The organism is Streptomyces chengmaiensis (assembly GCF_029846775.1).
Lineage (GTDB): Bacteria > Actinomycetota > Actinomycetes > Streptomycetales > Streptomycetaceae > Streptomyces > Streptomyces chengmaiensis.
On sequence record NZ_JARWBG010000062.1, the window covers coordinates 20,837 to 36,922 of the forward strand.

Here is a 16,086-nt window from a genome sequence, read left to right on the forward strand (position 1 = left end):
GCAAAGCCTGTCGTACGGGAGCGGGCCGCGTCCGCAGGCATATCTCGTCGAAGGGCGGGTCGGCAAGGGGGCGTCGCCTCCGGCCCCGGTAGTGCAGCAGGAACCGGGGCCGGAGGAGCGATGGCCGCTCCCGATGTGGGGGATCGGGGGGGGCTGGCCGGTTCAGGGGTGTCAGTTGCAGGTGACGCCTGCGGACTTCCAGCTGGCCGGGTCGACCATGGTGGTCGGTGCGAACGCTTCCTGCGGGAAGTCCTTGCCGTTCTTGAGCTTGTCGTACATCGTCTGGACGGCGAGTGCGCCCACGTCCTTGCCGTTGATAAACAGGGCGGCCTTCATGCCCGAGGGCTTGCCGCCGTCCCAGTTCTTGCAGGCAAGGTAGGCGCCGAGCCCGATTCCGATGACCCTGTCGGAACCGATGCCGGCGTTCTCCATCGCGGTGACACCGCCCTGGACGTTCTCGTCGTTGCAGCCCCAGATCACCCAGTTCTTGACGGTGGGGTTGGCGGTGATAGTCGCGGCGATCTTGTCCTGGGCACCGGTGGGAGTGTTGTCGGTGGCGACGTCGATGTTCCGCACCTTGGAGGCAACGGCCGTGAACGCCTCCTTGGCGGCGTTCACGCGGTCACTGCAGACGGTGACGTCCTGCTTCCACGCGGAGATGGTCCTTGTCTCGGCGGGGGCCCAGCCGGCCTTGAGGAACTCCTCGGCCGCTCGCTTGCCGACCTCGCCGCCCATCTGCTCGCCGGAGAAGCCGATCCGGGGCACCAGGTCGTCCTTCGCACATGCCGACGGGTCGGGGCCGCTGGTGCAGATCTGGTCGTCCGAGGTCAGCAGCGCCACTCCTGCGTCCTTCGCAGCCTGAACGACCTGCGGACCGACCGCCGGGTCCGGCACGACGACGATGACGCCGTTGGTCTTCTGCGCGATGGCCGACTGGACCTCGCTGATCGTCTTGTTGGCGTCGTTACCGAGGTTCACGACCTTCAGCTCCACGCCCAGTTCTTCGGCCTTCGCCTTCGCACCGGCTGCCTCACCGACGAAGTATTCCTGGTCGCCCTGCTTCTGCAGGTAGGTCATCGAGATCTTGCCGCTCACCGTGGCAGGCGGGGCGTCGGCGCCCTTGGCGGACTCCTGACCGCTGGAGCAGGCAGTAGTGGTGCCGAGGGCGAGCAGCAGGCCTATCGAGGTGACGGCGCGGCCGATGGTGGTGGTGCGGATCATGGAGAGCTCCTTCGAGCGTACGCCGGAGATGGCGCGTGGTGCGAGGGAAGAGACGGTATCGGGGTGTGACGCCAGACCGTGGGTGGGCGGGAAACTGCTTTGGCTACTGCTACGCCGAGCCCCGCAACCAATTCACCCATGAATCAACATGTTCCAACGGGATACAACATATGACAGCCGGGTTGCCTGCCCGGCGTCAAGTCGATGCGTCCGCCGAAATCACCTTGTGACCATCCGGCGCGGCGGTTACGACGGCGACCGGGATCCTGTCCTGCGAGGAGGCATCGGTTCCGTTGGGCGCGGGCGCGATTCCACCGGAGGCGAGAAGGGTCCCGGAAGCGGCGTCCAGGGCGGACCGTGCGGAGATCCTCGCCGCAGGCCCTCTGCGGGCTCCTTGGCGACGGCCGCGCGTGGACCGTCGGCGGCGCGGAACGCAGGAATCAGCTGGGCGCCGCACGATTGCCCGCAGGGTATCGAGCCGGGGCCGGGTCGGGGACGGAGGACGACGTTCGCGCCCCTGTGGGCAGCGAGCGGCAGGTGCAGGTGCCGCGGCAGGCCGCCCGAGCTGGTGCAGACGTACGGTGCCGCGAGGTGCGCAGGACTGGAGGGGTGTCATGGTCGCTTTCCCGGTGTCGTGACCAGGGTCTTTGCTTGAGGTGATCTTGTCCGGTTTCATCCGGTGAGGCCGAGGAGGGCCAGGGGCCGGCGGTAGTCGCGGGCCGTTCGTCGCAGGGCGGCTGCGCTGTTCTTCTGGCCGGCTTGCCGGTGGAGGCCGATGACCAGGTTGCGGAGGCTGGCCATAGTGCGGGGCAGTTGAGCGGTACGGATTTTGGAGCCGTCCTCGCGGAAGGTCCGGTCGCAGACGTGGTGGAGGAGGTTCTCGATACCCCAGTGACCTCTGATCCAGGAAGCGAGCTGGGCTCCGGTGGTCGTACGGGGCGGCAGGCTGGTGATCAGGTAGACGCATTCGGCGGTCAGTTTGCCCGAGCCGAGGTCCCGTCTCCAGTGCACGACTTGGAGGGCCTGGCGGGCGTCAGGGTAGTCGAGGTGGGCGAACACGGCGGTCTTCAGCCGGCGAATCTCGATGCGGAGGTGGGCCCGGGTGCGTTCGTAGTGATCGAGCGTGATCTCGCGCCAGGGCGGGGTGTGGACGCGGTCGAAGAGGCCGGGGTGGTTCTTCTTCACGATGGCGATGTAGTGGGCTCCTGGCGAGTGCAGGTAGGCGCCGTGGCCGTGCTGGGTGTGCAGGGCGTGCGTCGTGATCACGGCACGGCTGAGTTCGACGCCGTCCAGCAGTGGCGCGAAGGAGGGGATTTTGTTGCTCTTGTCGGCGACCTGGCGCTGGGCGAGGACCTCTCCGCTATGTGCCATCGCTGACAGCAGCGAGATCGCCACGGTGGTCCGGGTGCGTGAGCCACGGACGGTCTTGCCGTCCACCGCGATCGGCCGCAGCGCGCCTGGCTCACGGGCGGGGGCTGTCCGTGCGTACAGGAAGGCGCTGACTGCGGCATCCAGCGCGTCGCCGTCCACGCGGGCGAACAGACGGCGCATTGTCGCCGGGTGCGGTGCCACCACCTGCTCGGTCAGGGGGTCCGGGGTGAAACCGATCGTCCGTGATCCACTCGCCGATCGCGGCCAGGGAGCGTGCGCCGGCGAGCACGGCAGCCGCGGCCGCCGCCAGCAGCGCGGACAGCGGGTGCCGGCGGCCCCTGCGGTCCCGCGGGTCGGGCACCGCTTCCAGAAAGGGTCGCAGACCGGCAGCGTCGATGAGGGGTGCGGAAGAAGGAGCGCGGGCCAGGTGCTCCAACGCGACGGGCATGGTAGATGATGCAGGAGCAGGCACGGTCTCGTTCGGTTCTCATGGGTCTCGACAACCACATGATCACCGGTGCCGTGCCTGCACTGCTTCCCGGCCCCAGAACAGAGTATGACGCGACGTCGCAGATGAGACGCGCGAACCGGACCGATCCGCCTCATGCACCCCTGCCGTTGCACCCACCCGGTTTCCGGCGTGATCTCCAGTACGCCGCCGATGTCGAGAATGACGCACGTCGCGGTCACGCGAGCTCACCCTCTTTGTTCCTGAGCAGCGAGCACAGACCGCCCGCTCACGTGATCGACAGAGACACTGCCATCTCCCCCCTCCGGGGCATGGCCCGCCCGAGCTGCCGGATCCCGCCCGGGCTACGTGTTCGCTGTGTACGGAGGCACCTGACCGCCTTGTGGCGGCCAAGCGGTGGCCCCGGCGAGACCCCGGTTTCCGGCCCGGTCCCCGTAGCGCGCCTGCGGCCGCCGGCGGGCGGCGTCAACCGGCGTGTTCCAGCCGACACCCTCCAAGTGTTGACGGGTGTTCCTTTGTGTTCGAATATGTTCAGGGCTTGTCGGTTCGTGTAGAAGAGGGCGGGCCCTAGGGAAGGAAGCCATGTGAACAAGACCTCGGTCAAGCTTGCGGACGGCCGTGAGCTCATCTACTTCGATCCAGAGGGCGCCCCTCCCCGCACCGGGGCCGGCGATCTGCGTCCACTCGAGCCAGGAGCGAGCCGATCCGAGATCCGCCTGGACCCGGTCACCGGGGACTGGGTGACCATTGCCGGTCACCGGCAGGCACGCACCTACCAGCCGCCGGCGGACGAGTGCCCGCTGTGCCCCTCACGCGAGGGGCGGCTCAGCGAGATTCCGGACGAGGACTACCATGTGGTCGTCTTCGAGAACAGGTTCCCGTCACTGGCCGCCGACGCAGCTGTCAGCGGTGTCGGCCCCGGCCACCCGGCGGCCAAGGCCGTGCCCGGCACAGGGCGTTGCGAGGTGGTCTGTTTCACCGCCGAACATGCAACCTCCTTCGCCGGTCTGTCCGAGCCACGGGCGCGCCTCGTCCTCGACACATGGACGGACCGGACGGCGGAGCTCTCCGCGCTGCCCGATGTCCAGCAGGTATACGTGTTTGAGAACCGGGGTGCGGAGATCGGCGTCACTCTGGCCCACCCGCATGGGCAGATCTACGCCTTCCCGTTCATCCCGCCTCGCACCTCCCGTGTCATCGAACAGGCAGGGCGGTATCGCGCTGCCACCGGCCGCAATTTGTTCGAGGACCTGCTCACCGCCGAACGCGCCGACCCCGTACGGGTGGTGCTGGCCGGGGAGCATTGGACGGCCTTTGTCCCGTTCGCTGCCCGCTGGCCGCACGAAGTGCATGTGTATCCCCACCGGCGTGTCCCCAACCTGACCGCGCTCACCGAGGTGGAGCGCGCGGAGTTTCCCCGCCTTTACCTGGAACTGCTGAAGCGCTTCGACCGGCTGTTCGTCGAAGGCGATCAGCACGGGAAGGCGCAGCCGACGCCCTATATCGCCGCGTGGCATCAGGCGCCCGCGGGTCACGGACAGGAGATGGCCCTGCACCTTGAGCTCTTCACCATTCGTCGCACTGCGGGGAAGCTGAAGTTCCTCGCTGGAGTAGAGTCGGGCGTGGGTGCCTTCGTCAACGACGTGGTGCCCGAGGCCGCCGCGCGGCGTCTCCGGGAGGTGGCGTCGTGAGCAGGTACCTGGTCACGGGCGGTGCCGGCTACATCGGCAGCGTGGTCGCCGCCCACCTGCTGGAGGCGGGCCACGAGGTGACGGTCCTGGACGACGAGTCGACCGGCTTCGCCGAGGCGGTGCCGGCCGGTGCGCGGTTCGTCCGCGGGCGGGTCCAGGAGGCCGGGCGGGTGCTGGACTCCTCGTTCGCCGCGGTCCTGCATTTCGCCGCCTCCTCGCAGGTCTGCGAGTCGGTCGCGGATCCGGAGAAGTATTGGCGCAACAACGTGGCGGGTTCACTGGAGCTGGTCAGCGCGATGCGCAGGGCGGGTATCGGCACGCTGGTGTTCTCCTCGAGCGCCGCCGTGTATGGGGAGCCCGAAGCCGTGCCGGTTGAGGAGGATGCCCGTACCCTCCCGGCCAGCGCCTACGGGGCCACCAAGCTAGCCGTCGACCAACTGATCACCAGTGAGGCCCTCGCCCACGGACTGGCCGCTGTCTCGCTGCGCTACTTCAACGTGGCCGGAGCGTACGGTGTGCACGGGGAGCGGCACGAGCCGGAGTCCCATCTGATCCCACTGGTCCTGCAGGCCGCGCTCGGGCAGCGCCCGCACGTCGCCGTGTACGGGGACGACTACCCGACCCCGGACGGCACCTGCATCCGTGATTACATCCATGTCGCCGATTTGGCCCAGGCCCACCTGCTGGCCTTGGACGCCGCCAAGCCCGGCGAGCACCTGATCTGCAACCTGGGCAACGGCAGCGGCTTCTCGGTGCGTGAGGTCATCGCGTCCGTCGAGCGTGTCACCGACCGAAGGGTCCCGGTTGTCCATGCGGGACGCCGCCCCGGCGACCCGGCTGTCCTGGTGGCCTCGGCCAGACGTGCGCACGAGGTGCTCGGGTGGCAGCCGAGCCGCCCGGGGCTGGACGGCATCGTCGCCGACGCCTGGACCTTCATCAATCTGAGCATGAGAGGGCCGCAACAGTGATGGGCACCATCCGAGAAGGCGCTGGCGCAGGCATCGGGGCCGGGGTCTGGCGAGCCCCCGGCCGGGTCAACCTCATCGGTGAGCACACCGACTACAACGACGGTCTGGTTCTGCCGATCGCGCTCCCCCACGCGGCTCGCGCAACGGTCAGGGCCAGGCAGGACGGTGTGCTGCGCCTGTACAGCGAGCAGAGCCAGGGTCCGGCGGTCGAACTGGACGTCCGTGCTCTCACACCTGGCGGCGTGGACGGATGGGTACGCTATCCGGCTGCCGTCGTCTGGACGCTTCGCGAGGCCGGGTACCCCGTCGGCGGGGCCGACGTGCGCATCGACAGCGATGTGCCGACCGGAGCCGGCCTCTCGTCCTCGGCGGCGATCGAGTGTGCGGTGGCCGCCGCCTTCAACGACCTGCACGGTCTCGGCCTCGACAGCCCCGAGATGGCCCGTCTGGCACAGCATGCGGAGAACACGTTCGTCGGCGTCCCCTGCGGGATCATGGACCAGATGGCATCGTTGTGCGCGCAGCCGGGAGCAGCACTCTTCCTCGACACCCGTGATCTGTCCATCCGGCACGTGCCGTTCGACATCGAGAGCGCGGGCCTGAGGTTGCTGGTGATCGACACCCGGGTCAAACACAACCTGGCCGACGGCGAGTACGCCAGACTGCGCGCCGCATGCCAGCATGCCTGCGCCGTGCTCGGACTGGAGACGCTGCGCGACGTGAATCCGCAGGACTTGCTGGGGGTACTGGCGCGACTGCCGCGAGCCCTCGTACCAATGGTGCGGCACGTGGTGAGCGAGAACGTGAGGGTCGAGCAGGCGGTGGCGCTGCTGGAGGGGGGCGACCTGCGAGGGCTGGGCCCGGTCCTGACCGCGGGGCACGTCTCACTCCGGGACGACTACGACGTCTCCTGCGCGGAGACGGATCTGGCCGTCAACGCGGCGGTGGAGGCAGGCGCACTCGGGGCCCGGATGACTGGCGGCGGATTCGGAGGCTCGGTGATCGCTCTCGTCGACTCCAACATAGCGCTCACCGTCGCCGGCACAGTGAAGAAGGCCTTCCACCAGGCGAGGCGCAGGACCCCGCGGATCTTCGCCGCCGTCGCCTCCGCAGGTGCCCGCCGCATCAGCTGATGGGGGGGGTGAGCCCGCCGTGTCCTGCAGTCCTCGGTGCGGCTCCTTACGGCCGCCCCGCTCCTCCCCGGTAGGGAGAGAGGCTGCTACGGCGAGGGAGCAAGGGCTGCTATCTCGGGCGCGCAGGGACGGCGTGCTGTAGTCGTACACGCCGTATTGAATCGCCTTGCCCAGCTGCGCGTCGGGGAAGTCATGGGTGGAGACCTGCACTGGCCGTCCCGCCGGCAGCCACTGCTGTCCGGCGTTCTTGTAGTCGCCGACCAGGTCGGGTAGCGGGAGCACATTGCTGTGCTCCCGCTACCCGACCCGATCGGCGACTTCGCCCGGCCCGGCCGCACCTACCGCCCCAAAGGCCAGCCGATCACCGCCCCGCACCACGACTTCATCGCCCCCGACACCCAGGTCGCCATCCCGTACGGCATCTATGACTTGGGGCGCGACAGCGGCTGGGTGAATGTGGGCACCGACCGCAACACCGCCGCCTTCGCGGTGGAATCCCTGCGCCGCTGGTGGAAGGTCCAAGGATGCCTCGACTACCCCGGCGTGGACCGCTTGCTGGTCACCGCCGATGCCGGAGGGGCCAACTCGGCCGACTCCCGATTGTTCAAGATGAGCCTGGCCGACTTCGCCGACGAGTGCGGGCTGAGCATCACCGTCATGCACTTCCCGCCGGGTACTTCAAAATGGAACAAAGTGGAACACCGACTGTTCTCCCGGATCACCCACAGCCTGCACGGGCAGCCTCTGACCAGCTACGAAGTGCTGCTGGAGACCATCTCGGCCACCCACACCAGCACCGGACTGACGGTCCAGGCCGTGCTGGACGAGAATGCGTACTCCACCGGCCGCGCACTCACACGGGCCGAGCGCAAGGGCGTCGAGCGGCGGGTCGAGCGCGATGAGTTCCACGGCGAGTGGAACTACACCATCGCCCCGCAGGACCCCGACCAGCAGCATCCGGAAGATCCACGCGACGAGTCGGGGCCTCCGGTGTCGGCCGAGGCCACCTTCCTCCTCACCCACCCCGCACTCACCGGCATGCCCCGAGAACAGTTCGAACAGCTCGTGCTCCACCTCGAACCGTGCCAACAGGTCCTGACCGAAGCCGAACGCCAGAGCGCGGGCAGGGACGGCCGCGGTCGCAACCCCGGCTTCGGCACCCTCGACCACTGCCACTGCGTCCTGGCCGCCGTGCTCCGCAGCCGCAACACCGTCACCCCGACCCTCGCGGCCGAACTGATGGGCCGCAAGCGCAACGTGCTGAGCTACCGCGCCGGAAGGTCCAAGCCGATGCTGGCATTCGCCGGGCCCGAACTCGCCAGGGTCCTCGTCTTCCGCCGGACCCGTCCTCCTCGCACGCTCGAAGCCTTGAAGCGAGTGATCGAACAGCACGACAACGAGATCAACTCAAGCAGTAGTTAAATTACGGCTCCTCACCAGTTCGGCTCGCCGGCGAAATACTTGGCCGCCTTGCGCAGGATGTCCCGCTCGGCGGCCAGCTTCCGCTCGCTCGCCTCAAGCTCGGCCACCCGGGCCTCCAGCTGCCGGATCCGCTCGTCCGGGTCGCCCGGGTGCGGTGAAGTCCCGCTCCACCAGGTCCGGGGCGAGCGTGGCCTTCGGGTCGCGGCGTGTGAAGCCCTTCCGTCTCGGGCTCACACCCGCGATGTCGGCCTCGAGCATCAGCCGCTCGACACGTTTGCGCCCGGCGTGGACGCCCTCCCTTGAGCGTGGCATGCACGCGCGGAGAGCCGTAGACGCCACCGGATTCCGTGTGGATCTCCTTGATCCGCTCGGTCAGCTCGACGTCACGCCCACGCCGCACGCACGGCCCCTCCCCGGCCCGGCGCCAGCGGTAGTAGGTGGACGAGAGGATGTGCAGTTCCCTCAGGACGCACTGGGCCTCCGCCAACCTGAAAATCCCATGTCAGCAGGGCTGGTGTGACCGTGTTCCGGGGTACTCGTCCTGGTCGTGGGCGACAGTCTGCGCCGTAGATCGTCCGTCAGCGGTCGATTTCAAGGTTCGTCAGGACCAGCAGGGCGCGCAGGAGGTGGGTGGCGCGGGCAGGGTCGGTGCGGAGCTTCGCGAGGATCCGCCAGTTCTTCAGGTGGGCGAAGCCGTGCTCGACCGGTGCACGTCCGACGGCCAAGATGCGGTTGGCTTCCTTCTCGCCGGGAGTCAGCTTGTGGGTGCGGCTGGCATGGAAGCCGGTGACGATCACGGGGTCGAGTACGTCGTGGTCCAGGCCGCGAAAACCGAGGTCCGCCAGCGCCCCGAGGCCGGCGGCGCGCAGGTGGGCCAGGATGTGGTCGTGGCGGGCGGCGGTGTTGTCGTGGGTGCGGCCGGGCCGGGCGGCGGATATCCACACCAGGCGGCCCCTCTCGTCGGTGAGGGCGAGAAAGTGCAGGCCGTGGTGGCGGTGCTTGCCGGAGTGGTTCTTGCGGTCGGCTTTCCCGGTGTGGCGCTGGGTATGGACGAGGGTGCCATCGATCAGGACGACCTCCCCGCCCTGGTGAGCGATCTTCTTCAACGCGCGGTCCAGGCGCGGGGCCCGCGCGGCGAGCAGGGCGATCGCCTCGTCGCAGCCAGCGTCGGACGGTGGACTCGGAGACGTTGTTGCCGCCGGCCATGTCGGCCAGGCGCTGGTCGTGGCGCAGTACAGCCAGGACGATCACCGCGATCTTCCCGGGCGGCAGGATCCGCCACCTGGACCGGATCGCCTTCAGATGGCGCCGCAGCAGGTCGGCGAGGTGGTTGACGGTCTGCATGGACAGCGGCAGACGGCACTGGTAGACAAGCGGGCAGGTGTCCTCGGCGCGTTCTTTGGTTTTCTTCGCACAGTTCCAACGGCCCCTGGGAACAACCCGGTTACGCTCGTGCCTTGCTATCCCATGCGGTGCAGTGGCTGCTCACAGGCGGGCGATGAACCGGCCGTCGGGCTGTTTACGCAGCCAGCCCCGGTCGGTCAGCCTGAGCAGCTTCCCGCGCAGCGGTTCCAGCTTGCTCTTCGCGCTGATGTCCACTCCCAGCATTTCGCCGACCTGTCGGGCCATGACCGGTCCGGCGGCCTGCCGCACAGCGGCGAGGATACGCTGGTAGTCCGGCGGGAGCATGGTCTCCTCAACGCCCGCTTCGCGGTGCGGGATCAGCATCACCGCCCGTCCGCCCACGTGCCCGGGCGCCGGCGTGGCCGAGGTACGCTCGGCGGTGAGCTCCTCACCTATCCGTTCGAGGACCCGTTCGGCGACGGCGAGTTCGTCGCGCTCAGCCCGCACCTCGGCCAGCTGTTCTTCGAGTTCGTCCAGTTCCGCACGCCGCGCGGTGATCCGTTCCAGCAGTTCGGGATCCAGCATGCACAGGATCGTAGAAGGCCGCCCAGCCGCAGCGAGCCGGAACCGTCAGACCAACCCACTCCGCCCGATATCTACTCTGCGGGACTGGCCCCACGGTCAGCGTGAGCACCCCGACAGACCTGCGAGGTAGGGCCGCTCCCGGCGAGGCAGAATCGGATCAGAAGCTGGCCAGAGCCTCCTCCTCATCGTCGAAGACCTCGAAGACCGAGATCAACTGAGTCACCTGCAGGATGTCAGTGATCTTCGGGGGCAGGTTCACCAGCTTGAGCTTCCCGCCGCCGTTGGCGACATGCGTGTAGCTCGAGACGAGCTCGCCCATCCCTGCGCTGTCGATCACGCTGACGCTCGCCAGATTGAGCAGGATGTTCTTCGCGCCGCCCTCAAGGGCCTCATGCACGGCCTCACGGAGCCGGACGTCCCCGACACCAATGGTGATCTTGCCCTTCATGTCGAGTACGGTCACGCCGCTGACCTGGCGGGGCCCGCTTGAGCTGGGTGTTCTCCTTGCGCAGGGCCACCAGTTCGGCGCGTTCGTCGGTGGTGAGACGGTCGTCGCGTTCGCCGGCGTCCGCCTCGGTCTGGCGGATCCAGCCGCGCAGAGCCTTGGGGTGCACGCCGAGGTCGACGGCCAGCTTCTTGATCTGCGGCCTCGGCAGTTTCACGTGGAAGAACTGCTGCCACCGGTCAGCGCCGTCCAGGGCCGCCGACTTGTGCAGGTCCTGCGGGATCGCCTGCATCACCGCCAGGTAGCGTTCTGGGAGGTCCAGCTGTCGTTCTGCCAGTCGATGTTGTCGATGCCGACCAGGCAGAGGACCCAGTTGATCATGCCGTAGTCACGGCCGAAGGGGAGAGCGAAGACCAGGGACGCGGCGGCGATCGAGGCGGGCAAGGCAGAGCCGTGGCCGACTCATGGAGTCGGCCACGGGCAGTGCGGATCTTGTCGGTCAGGAAGGGAGTCCCAGGGTCTCGGGTAGAGTCCGGGTCACTTGCGGTCGGGGCTGGAGGCGCACCCGCTGCGGTCGTGGCGCCCTGCTTCGAGGCCGGGCTACACGGTCGTCAGCTGACCGTGATCTTGTCTAGGTCTGGGGCGTAGGCGGTGTCGTTGTGGAACTTGATGCTGTTCGCTCCGGCGTTCAGCTGGACGGGAATCGCCGTCGTGACTGGCGTGGTCCAGCTGGAGCCGGTGACGCTGATCTGCTGGTCGGGGCCGCCGTTGACGCTGACGTAGAAGGAGCGTGTGCCTGAGACCAGGTAGGAGATGGTCAGGGTGCGTGAGCCGGCTGCGCTTACGTTGACGCCGTTGATGGTGACATAGTTGGCCGCACCGTTGCCGATGTAGCCGACCTTGCTGCCGCCCGAGCAGGAGGTGCAAGATGAGACCCTGGCAGCACCAGCGATGGTGTTGCCCGACGCCTCCGCCTCGATCGTCACGGCACCGCTGCTGCCGACGGGGGTGATCCGGTACATCACTGTGTCGTGGGAAGGCACCGAGGCACTGAAGGTGCCACTGGTGTTGGTGCTGGTCGCTCCGGTCCACAGGTCCTTGACCGTGTAAGAGGGGTAGCCCCCGATTCCCACGGCCGCCGCGGTGGTGCTGATGGTCTGCGTCGTGGTGGTCTCGTTGGTGAGTGTGACCGCCCGGTCACCGTTGGCCAACACCTTCGACATCACGACCAACCCACTCGAACTGGAGACCACGGTGCCCTGCTTGCCAAGCGGGTCCTGGTCCACCGCGATCACATCGGCGTTGCCCAGGATCTGCAGCGTCGCTGGGCTTGCGCTGCTCAGTATGTTCCCCATGAGCAGCGGGGCGGCCATCTCAGCCCAGAGGCTGAAGTGGGTGCGGTACTCGGCGTCGGTCATACCGCCATTGCCGACCTCCAGCATGTCCGGGTCGTTCCACGCCCCGGGTCCGGCCCAGGAGGCGAGCGGCTGGTTCAAGTGGGCCCTGCTGATCATGCTCGACCAGTTGTCCCTGATGTCGCTCGTGGTCCGCCAGGAGTTCGCTGTGGCGGGCCGCCACGACGGGATGGGCTGTTGTGGTTCGTCGTGGATACTGTAGAAGATCGGACGGCTGGTGGCCTGCAGAGCATCGCGCATGGCCTTGAACGCCGTCTCACGGTTGACGCCGTCCAGGTTGGCCCGGCACCAGTCGTACTTGAGGTAGTCCACCCCCCACTCAGCGAACTTGTTGGCGTCCTGCTGCTCGTGTCCCAGGCTCCCGAGCTTGCCGGGATAGCCGTTCCAGAAGTTGGCACAGGTTGCTGTTCCCGGGGTCGCATAGATGCCCAGCTTCAGGCCGCGAGCGTGCACGTAGTCGGCCAGGGCCTTGATCCCGCTGGGGAACCGGGTCGGGTGCGATCGCAGGTTGCCCTGCGCGTCGCGTGTGTAGTCCTGCCAGCAGTCGTCGATGTTGACGTACTGGTAACCCTTGTCCTTCAGCTGGAGGTTCACGATGGCGTCGGCGGCGTCTTTGATGTGCTGTTCGGTGACATTGCATCCGTGGGCGTTCCAGCTGTTCCAGCCCATCTGCGGGGTGGCGCCAAGTCCGTTGTTCAGCGCCGTGGCCGAAGGCGCGGCCGCCACCTGCAGGGTTATCGCTGTGAGTACGCTGCCGGCCAGCAAGGTCAGGGAGGAAACCAAGGCCGTGAGACGGGTCCGGGCCCTGGTGTGTCTGAGGTGCATGGAAAGCTCCTACGGGGGGGGCGCGCGCACCCACGGATGCCACGCGGCTGACGGATGGGAGACGGGGCGGTGAGGGCGGCAACTGTTACCGTCGCCGCTGGATGGGACCGCTTCACTAGCAGCACAGATCTCGTTGCGGAGCGGCTCGAATTGGCGTGCTGTCGCGGTCAGAGGTGACGGACAGCATGGGGTTTGAGAGCCCGGACGACAGCCGGGGGCCTCACACCCTCTAGCAATCAAACGAACTCAAACACGATGGGACATATTTACACGACCATCGCCACTGCATGTCAAGACCCCCGCCGCAACTTCGTCAGCCCGTGCCCCACCAGTTTCGCTCGGCGGTCGTCTGGTGATCGAGTCTCCGCACCGGACAGGCGCGGCTCGCCGCGATCACGCCTTGCACTTCCTGTATCACTGAGCATGTCCGCCATTTATGCACCGACATCCCGGCCCGGGCCCCGCGTGCCCGCTGGCCCGGCGAGCCGGGGGCCGATATGCCCAACGGTGACGGATGGCGTCGAATGCAGATGAGGGCGGGCTGGGGTTGACCGCGCCTCACGATGGAGTGCGCGTGCGCGGTGGACGAGGGGGCGCAACTGCCGGGGCTACGCGCCACAGTGCCGGCAGCGTGAGCATTCGGCCGATGCCAGGCAGGCCCGCGACCTCTCGGCATGCGCCCGGTGGGGTCGCGGCCGTGAGCGCCGCAAGTGGTCAGCTGACAACGGCTTGGGCTCGGTGGAGGACTGCTCTTGACACGTGGCTGCGGCAGGGTTCTCATAGCCCTCGCTATGTTTATTTCCGTCCGATCATGTTGCTTAGTGTTGGAGTCCCTGTACTCCTCCGGCCACCTCACCTCGGAACGCATCCGATGCTCGACGTGCCCGCTTCCCACGCCCGCTTAATACTCCAGCAGGAGGTGTTTTCCTCTCCCCAGGAGACGGCGTTCCCCGAGAGTCGCCGCAGCCATGCTGTCCTCGGCCGCACGACCTCACCCTGGCTCTTCCCTGGAGGCCAGCCAGGCCGCGCGATCAGTGCCTGGGCCATGGGCGAACGGCTCCGCAAACTCGGCATCCGGCTCGCAGAGGCCCGCTCGACCGCGCTGTTCCAGCTTGCCACCGAACTGCCCGCCGCGGTCCTTGCTCGCACCCTCAGCATCGACATCACCGTCGCGGTCAAGTGGTAGCGAGCCACCGCCGGAGACTGGGGCGCCTACGCCGCCGAGATCAGCCGCCGGAACTCGACAACCTGACCCATGCACCGACATCAGTCCCCGCTGACATTCTCTTTCTCATGACACACGAAAACATGCCTGACCTCGCCCAGGTCACAGACGCCCACGAGGTCACCCCGAACTCCGACGCCAGCTGATCGACTGCTGGATCGCGGTCACCAACTCGGGCGGTGCTGAGGGGGTTCCCGTTCCCGCCGGTCTGGGACGACGAGGTCGCGCCGGTCACGGACAAGCTCCTCGGCCGCCTCCATCCACAGCACAGCCGTCTCATCACCGCCAGATTCGACGGCGTTCTTGCTGGACGGGTCGTCCTCAACCGCGATCCCTACCGGCTCGTCGGGCACTGGGGCACGGTCAACCACCTTCAAACCCACCCCGACTTTCGCGGTCGTGGAGTCGGCTCCGCCCTCATGTGTGAAGTGAGAAAGATGGTGTCCCGTCGAGTGGTGTAGCAGCGATCATCGCGTAGCCCCTGGTCATGGGGTGGCCATCGCGCAACTCTCCGAGTAGCGAAGCTCGTTGAGAGAGGTGACGCGATGGCCTTGTCCCAGCATGACTTACTCCGGCTGATGGAGTCACTGCGTACGGCGGACGGAATCGAGTTGGTCCGGGTTCTGGCCCNGATGGTGTCCCGTCGAGTGGTGTAGCAGCGATCATCGCGTAGCCCCTGGTCATGGGGTGGCCATCGCGCAACTCTCCGAGTAGCGAAGCTCGTTGAGAGAGGTGACGCGATGGCCTTGTCCCAGCATGACTTACTCCGGCTGATGGAGTCACTGCGTACGGCGGACGGAATCGAGTTGGTCCGGGTTCTGGCCCAGCGGATCCTGCAGGAACTCATCGAGGCCGAGGCCACCGCCCGTATCGGGGCCGAGCCGGGGGAACACACCGAGACCCGTACGACCTGGCGCAACGGGCACCGCGAGAAGGTGTTGACCACGCAGGCCGGGGACCTGGACCTGGCGATCCCCAAGGTCCGCACCGGCAGCTTCTACCCCAGCCTGCTGGAACGTCGGCGCCGCATCGACCAGGCCCTCTACGCCGTCATCATGGAGGCGTACGTTCACGGGGTGTCCACCCGGTCGGTGGACGACCTGGTCAAGGCCCTGGGCGGGGACACCGGCATCTCCAAGTCCGAGGTCTCCCGGATCTGCGGTGCCCTGGACGCCGAACTGAGCGTGTTCCGCACCCGCCCGCTGGACCACACCCGCTTCCCTTACGTCTACCTCGACGCCACCTACTGCAAGGCGAGGGTGGACCACCAGATCGTCTCCCGGGCCGTGGTCATCGCCACCGGCATCACCGAGGACGGCGGACGGGAGGTCCTCGGCCTGATGGTTGGCGACAGCGAGACCGAGGTGTTCTGGACCGAGTTCCTGCGCTCTCTGAGGGCCCGCGGCCTGAACGGAGTCCGCCTGGTCATCGCCGACCACCACTCCGGCCTGGTCAAGGCCGTCCGCAAGGTCATGCTCGGCGCCGGCTATCAGCGCTGTCGCGTTCACTTCCTGCGCAACGTCTTCGCGGTGATCCCGAAGGACTCCGCCGAGATGGTCGCCGCGACCATCCGCACGATCTTCGCCCAGCCCGACGGTGATGCCGTCCGCACCCAGCTGGACACCGTGGCCGACATGCTCGGGCGACAGTTTCCCAAGGTCAAGGCCATGCTGCTGGAAGCGAAGGAGGACCTGACCGCGTTCGCGGACTTCCCCGATCGGCACTGGAAGAAGATCCAGTCGACCAACCCTCTGGAGCGGATCAACCGCGAGATCAAACGCCGGAACGACGTCGTGCAGATCTTCCCCAACGACGACGCCCTCGAACGCCTCACCACCGCCGTGCTCGTGGAGATGCACGACGAATGGATCGCCTTCCCCCGCCGCTATCTCCCCATCGACAGCATGGACAGGCTCTACCCCCAGAACAAAGATCAGATCGATCCGGCTACACCACGACAGGGGACATGACC

14 protein-coding genes and 5 pseudogenes are annotated in these 16,086 nt (G+C 67.4%); 7 read left to right on the forward strand and 12 right to left on the reverse strand.

Features of this window, described 5'->3' with window-relative positions; all coding sequences use genetic code 11:
• Positions 1 to 171: 171 nt before the first annotated feature.
• From QCN29_RS31935 to QCN29_RS31950, 4 genes and pseudogenes are all read right to left on the reverse strand, one after another.
• Positions 172 to 1,221 carry a substrate-binding domain-containing protein gene (locus QCN29_RS31935; protein ID WP_279932521.1) on the reverse strand — a complete coding sequence of 350 codons (1,050 nt, stop codon included), beginning with the start codon at positions 1,219 to 1,221 and terminating at the stop codon, positions 172 to 174.
• 672 nt (positions 1,222 to 1,893) lie between these two features.
• Entirely contained in the window at positions 1,894 to 2,772 is an 879-nt protein-coding gene (locus QCN29_RS31940; protein WP_279932539.1) for an ISAs1 family transposase, read from the reverse strand.
• On the reverse strand, positions 2,684 to 3,040 hold the full coding sequence (locus QCN29_RS31945; protein ID WP_279932541.1) for a transposase family protein: 357 nt from the start codon (positions 3,038 to 3,040) through the stop codon (positions 2,684 to 2,686). The genes QCN29_RS31940 and QCN29_RS31945 overlap by 89 nt, the downstream gene beginning before the upstream one ends.
• 167 nt (positions 3,041 to 3,207) lie before the next feature.
• Positions 3,208 to 3,282: pseudogene (locus QCN29_RS31950) on the reverse strand (HAD family phosphatase); the annotation flags it as partial.
• A gap of 363 nt (positions 3,283 to 3,645) precedes the next feature.
• On the opposite strand from QCN29_RS31950, the gene galT reads away from it, so the two are divergent.
• From galT to galK, 3 genes are read left to right on the forward strand one after another with little or no spacing between them, the layout of a single operon-like run.
• Positions 3,646 to 4,752, forward strand: a complete 1,107-nt coding sequence (gene galT, locus QCN29_RS31955; protein ID WP_279932523.1) for a galactose-1-phosphate uridylyltransferase — start codon at positions 3,646 to 3,648, stop codon at positions 4,750 to 4,752.
• A complete protein-coding gene (gene galE, locus QCN29_RS31960; RefSeq protein WP_279932524.1) occupies positions 4,749 to 5,720 on the forward strand; it encodes a UDP-glucose 4-epimerase GalE in 972 nt (323 codons plus the stop codon). The genes galT and galE overlap by 4 nt, the downstream gene beginning before the upstream one ends.
• Positions 5,720 to 6,853: a galactokinase gene (gene galK / locus QCN29_RS31965; protein ID WP_279932525.1), complete on the forward strand. Its 1,134-nt coding sequence runs from the start codon at positions 5,720 to 5,722 to the stop codon at positions 6,851 to 6,853. Before galE ends, galK begins: the two co-directional genes overlap by 1 nt.
• Positions 6,854 to 6,994: 141 nt before the next feature.
• Here the strand turns inward: galK and QCN29_RS31970 are convergent.
• Positions 6,995 to 7,120 (reverse strand): annotated as a pseudogene (locus QCN29_RS31970) (ISAzo13-like element transposase-related protein); the annotation flags it as partial.
• 36 nt (positions 7,121 to 7,156) lie between these two features.
• Between QCN29_RS31970 and QCN29_RS31975 the strand changes: the two are divergent.
• Positions 7,157 to 8,275 (forward strand): annotated as a pseudogene (locus tag QCN29_RS31975) (ISAzo13 family transposase); the annotation flags it as partial.
• Positions 8,276 to 8,585: 310 nt separating this feature from the next.
• Here QCN29_RS31975 and QCN29_RS37230 read toward each other — a convergent pair.
• The 7 genes and pseudogenes from QCN29_RS37230 to QCN29_RS32005 all read right to left on the reverse strand — a co-directional run.
• A pseudogene (locus QCN29_RS37230) lies at positions 8,586 to 8,675 on the reverse strand (IS3 family transposase); the annotation flags it as partial.
• Positions 8,676 to 8,853: 178 nt separating this feature from the next.
• Positions 8,854 to 9,381 carry a transposase family protein gene (locus tag QCN29_RS31980; RefSeq protein ID WP_279932527.1) on the reverse strand — a complete coding sequence of 176 codons (528 nt, stop codon included), beginning with the start codon at positions 9,379 to 9,381 and terminating at the stop codon, positions 8,854 to 8,856.
• 379 nt (positions 9,382 to 9,760) lie between these two features.
• Positions 9,761 to 10,204 carry a hypothetical protein gene (locus QCN29_RS31985; protein ID WP_279932528.1) on the reverse strand — a complete coding sequence of 148 codons (444 nt, stop codon included), beginning with the start codon at positions 10,202 to 10,204 and terminating at the stop codon, positions 9,761 to 9,763.
• 157 nt (positions 10,205 to 10,361) lie between these two features.
• A complete protein-coding gene (locus QCN29_RS31990; protein WP_279932529.1) occupies positions 10,362 to 10,652 on the reverse strand; it encodes an STAS domain-containing protein in 291 nt (96 codons plus the stop codon).
• A complete protein-coding gene (locus QCN29_RS31995; protein ID WP_279932542.1) occupies positions 10,606 to 10,866 on the reverse strand; it encodes a transposase in 261 nt (86 codons plus the stop codon). Before QCN29_RS31995 ends, QCN29_RS31990 begins: the two co-directional genes overlap by 47 nt.
• Positions 10,843 to 11,084, reverse strand: a pseudogene (locus QCN29_RS32000) (carbohydrate ABC transporter permease); the annotation flags it as partial. The pseudogene QCN29_RS32000 and the gene QCN29_RS31995, both read right to left, overlap by 24 nt.
• Positions 11,085 to 11,260: 176 nt before the next feature.
• Complete coding sequence (locus tag QCN29_RS32005; protein WP_279932530.1) at positions 11,261 to 12,889, reverse strand: alpha-galactosidase D; 1,629 nt, start codon at positions 12,887 to 12,889, stop codon at positions 11,261 to 11,263.
• An 880-nt stretch (positions 12,890 to 13,769) separates the two neighbouring features.
• Between QCN29_RS32005 and QCN29_RS32010 the strand changes: the two genes are divergently transcribed.
• The 3 genes from QCN29_RS32010 to QCN29_RS32020 all read left to right on the forward strand — a co-directional run bounded on the left by QCN29_RS32010 (position 13,770) and on the right by QCN29_RS32020 (position 16,084).
• On the forward strand, positions 13,770 to 14,075 hold the full coding sequence (locus QCN29_RS32010; RefSeq protein WP_279932532.1) for a hypothetical protein: 306 nt from the start codon (positions 13,770 to 13,772) through the stop codon (positions 14,073 to 14,075).
• Between the two features lie 218 nt (positions 14,076 to 14,293).
• A complete protein-coding gene (locus tag QCN29_RS37235) occupies positions 14,294 to 14,575 on the forward strand; it encodes a GNAT family N-acetyltransferase (protein WP_398860389.1) in 282 nt (93 codons plus the stop codon).
• A 279-nt stretch (positions 14,576 to 14,854) separates the two neighbouring features.
• A complete protein-coding gene (locus QCN29_RS32020) occupies positions 14,855 to 16,084 on the forward strand; it encodes an IS256 family transposase (RefSeq protein ID WP_279932535.1) in 1,230 nt (409 codons plus the stop codon).
• Positions 16,085 to 16,086: the final 2 nt, after the last annotated feature.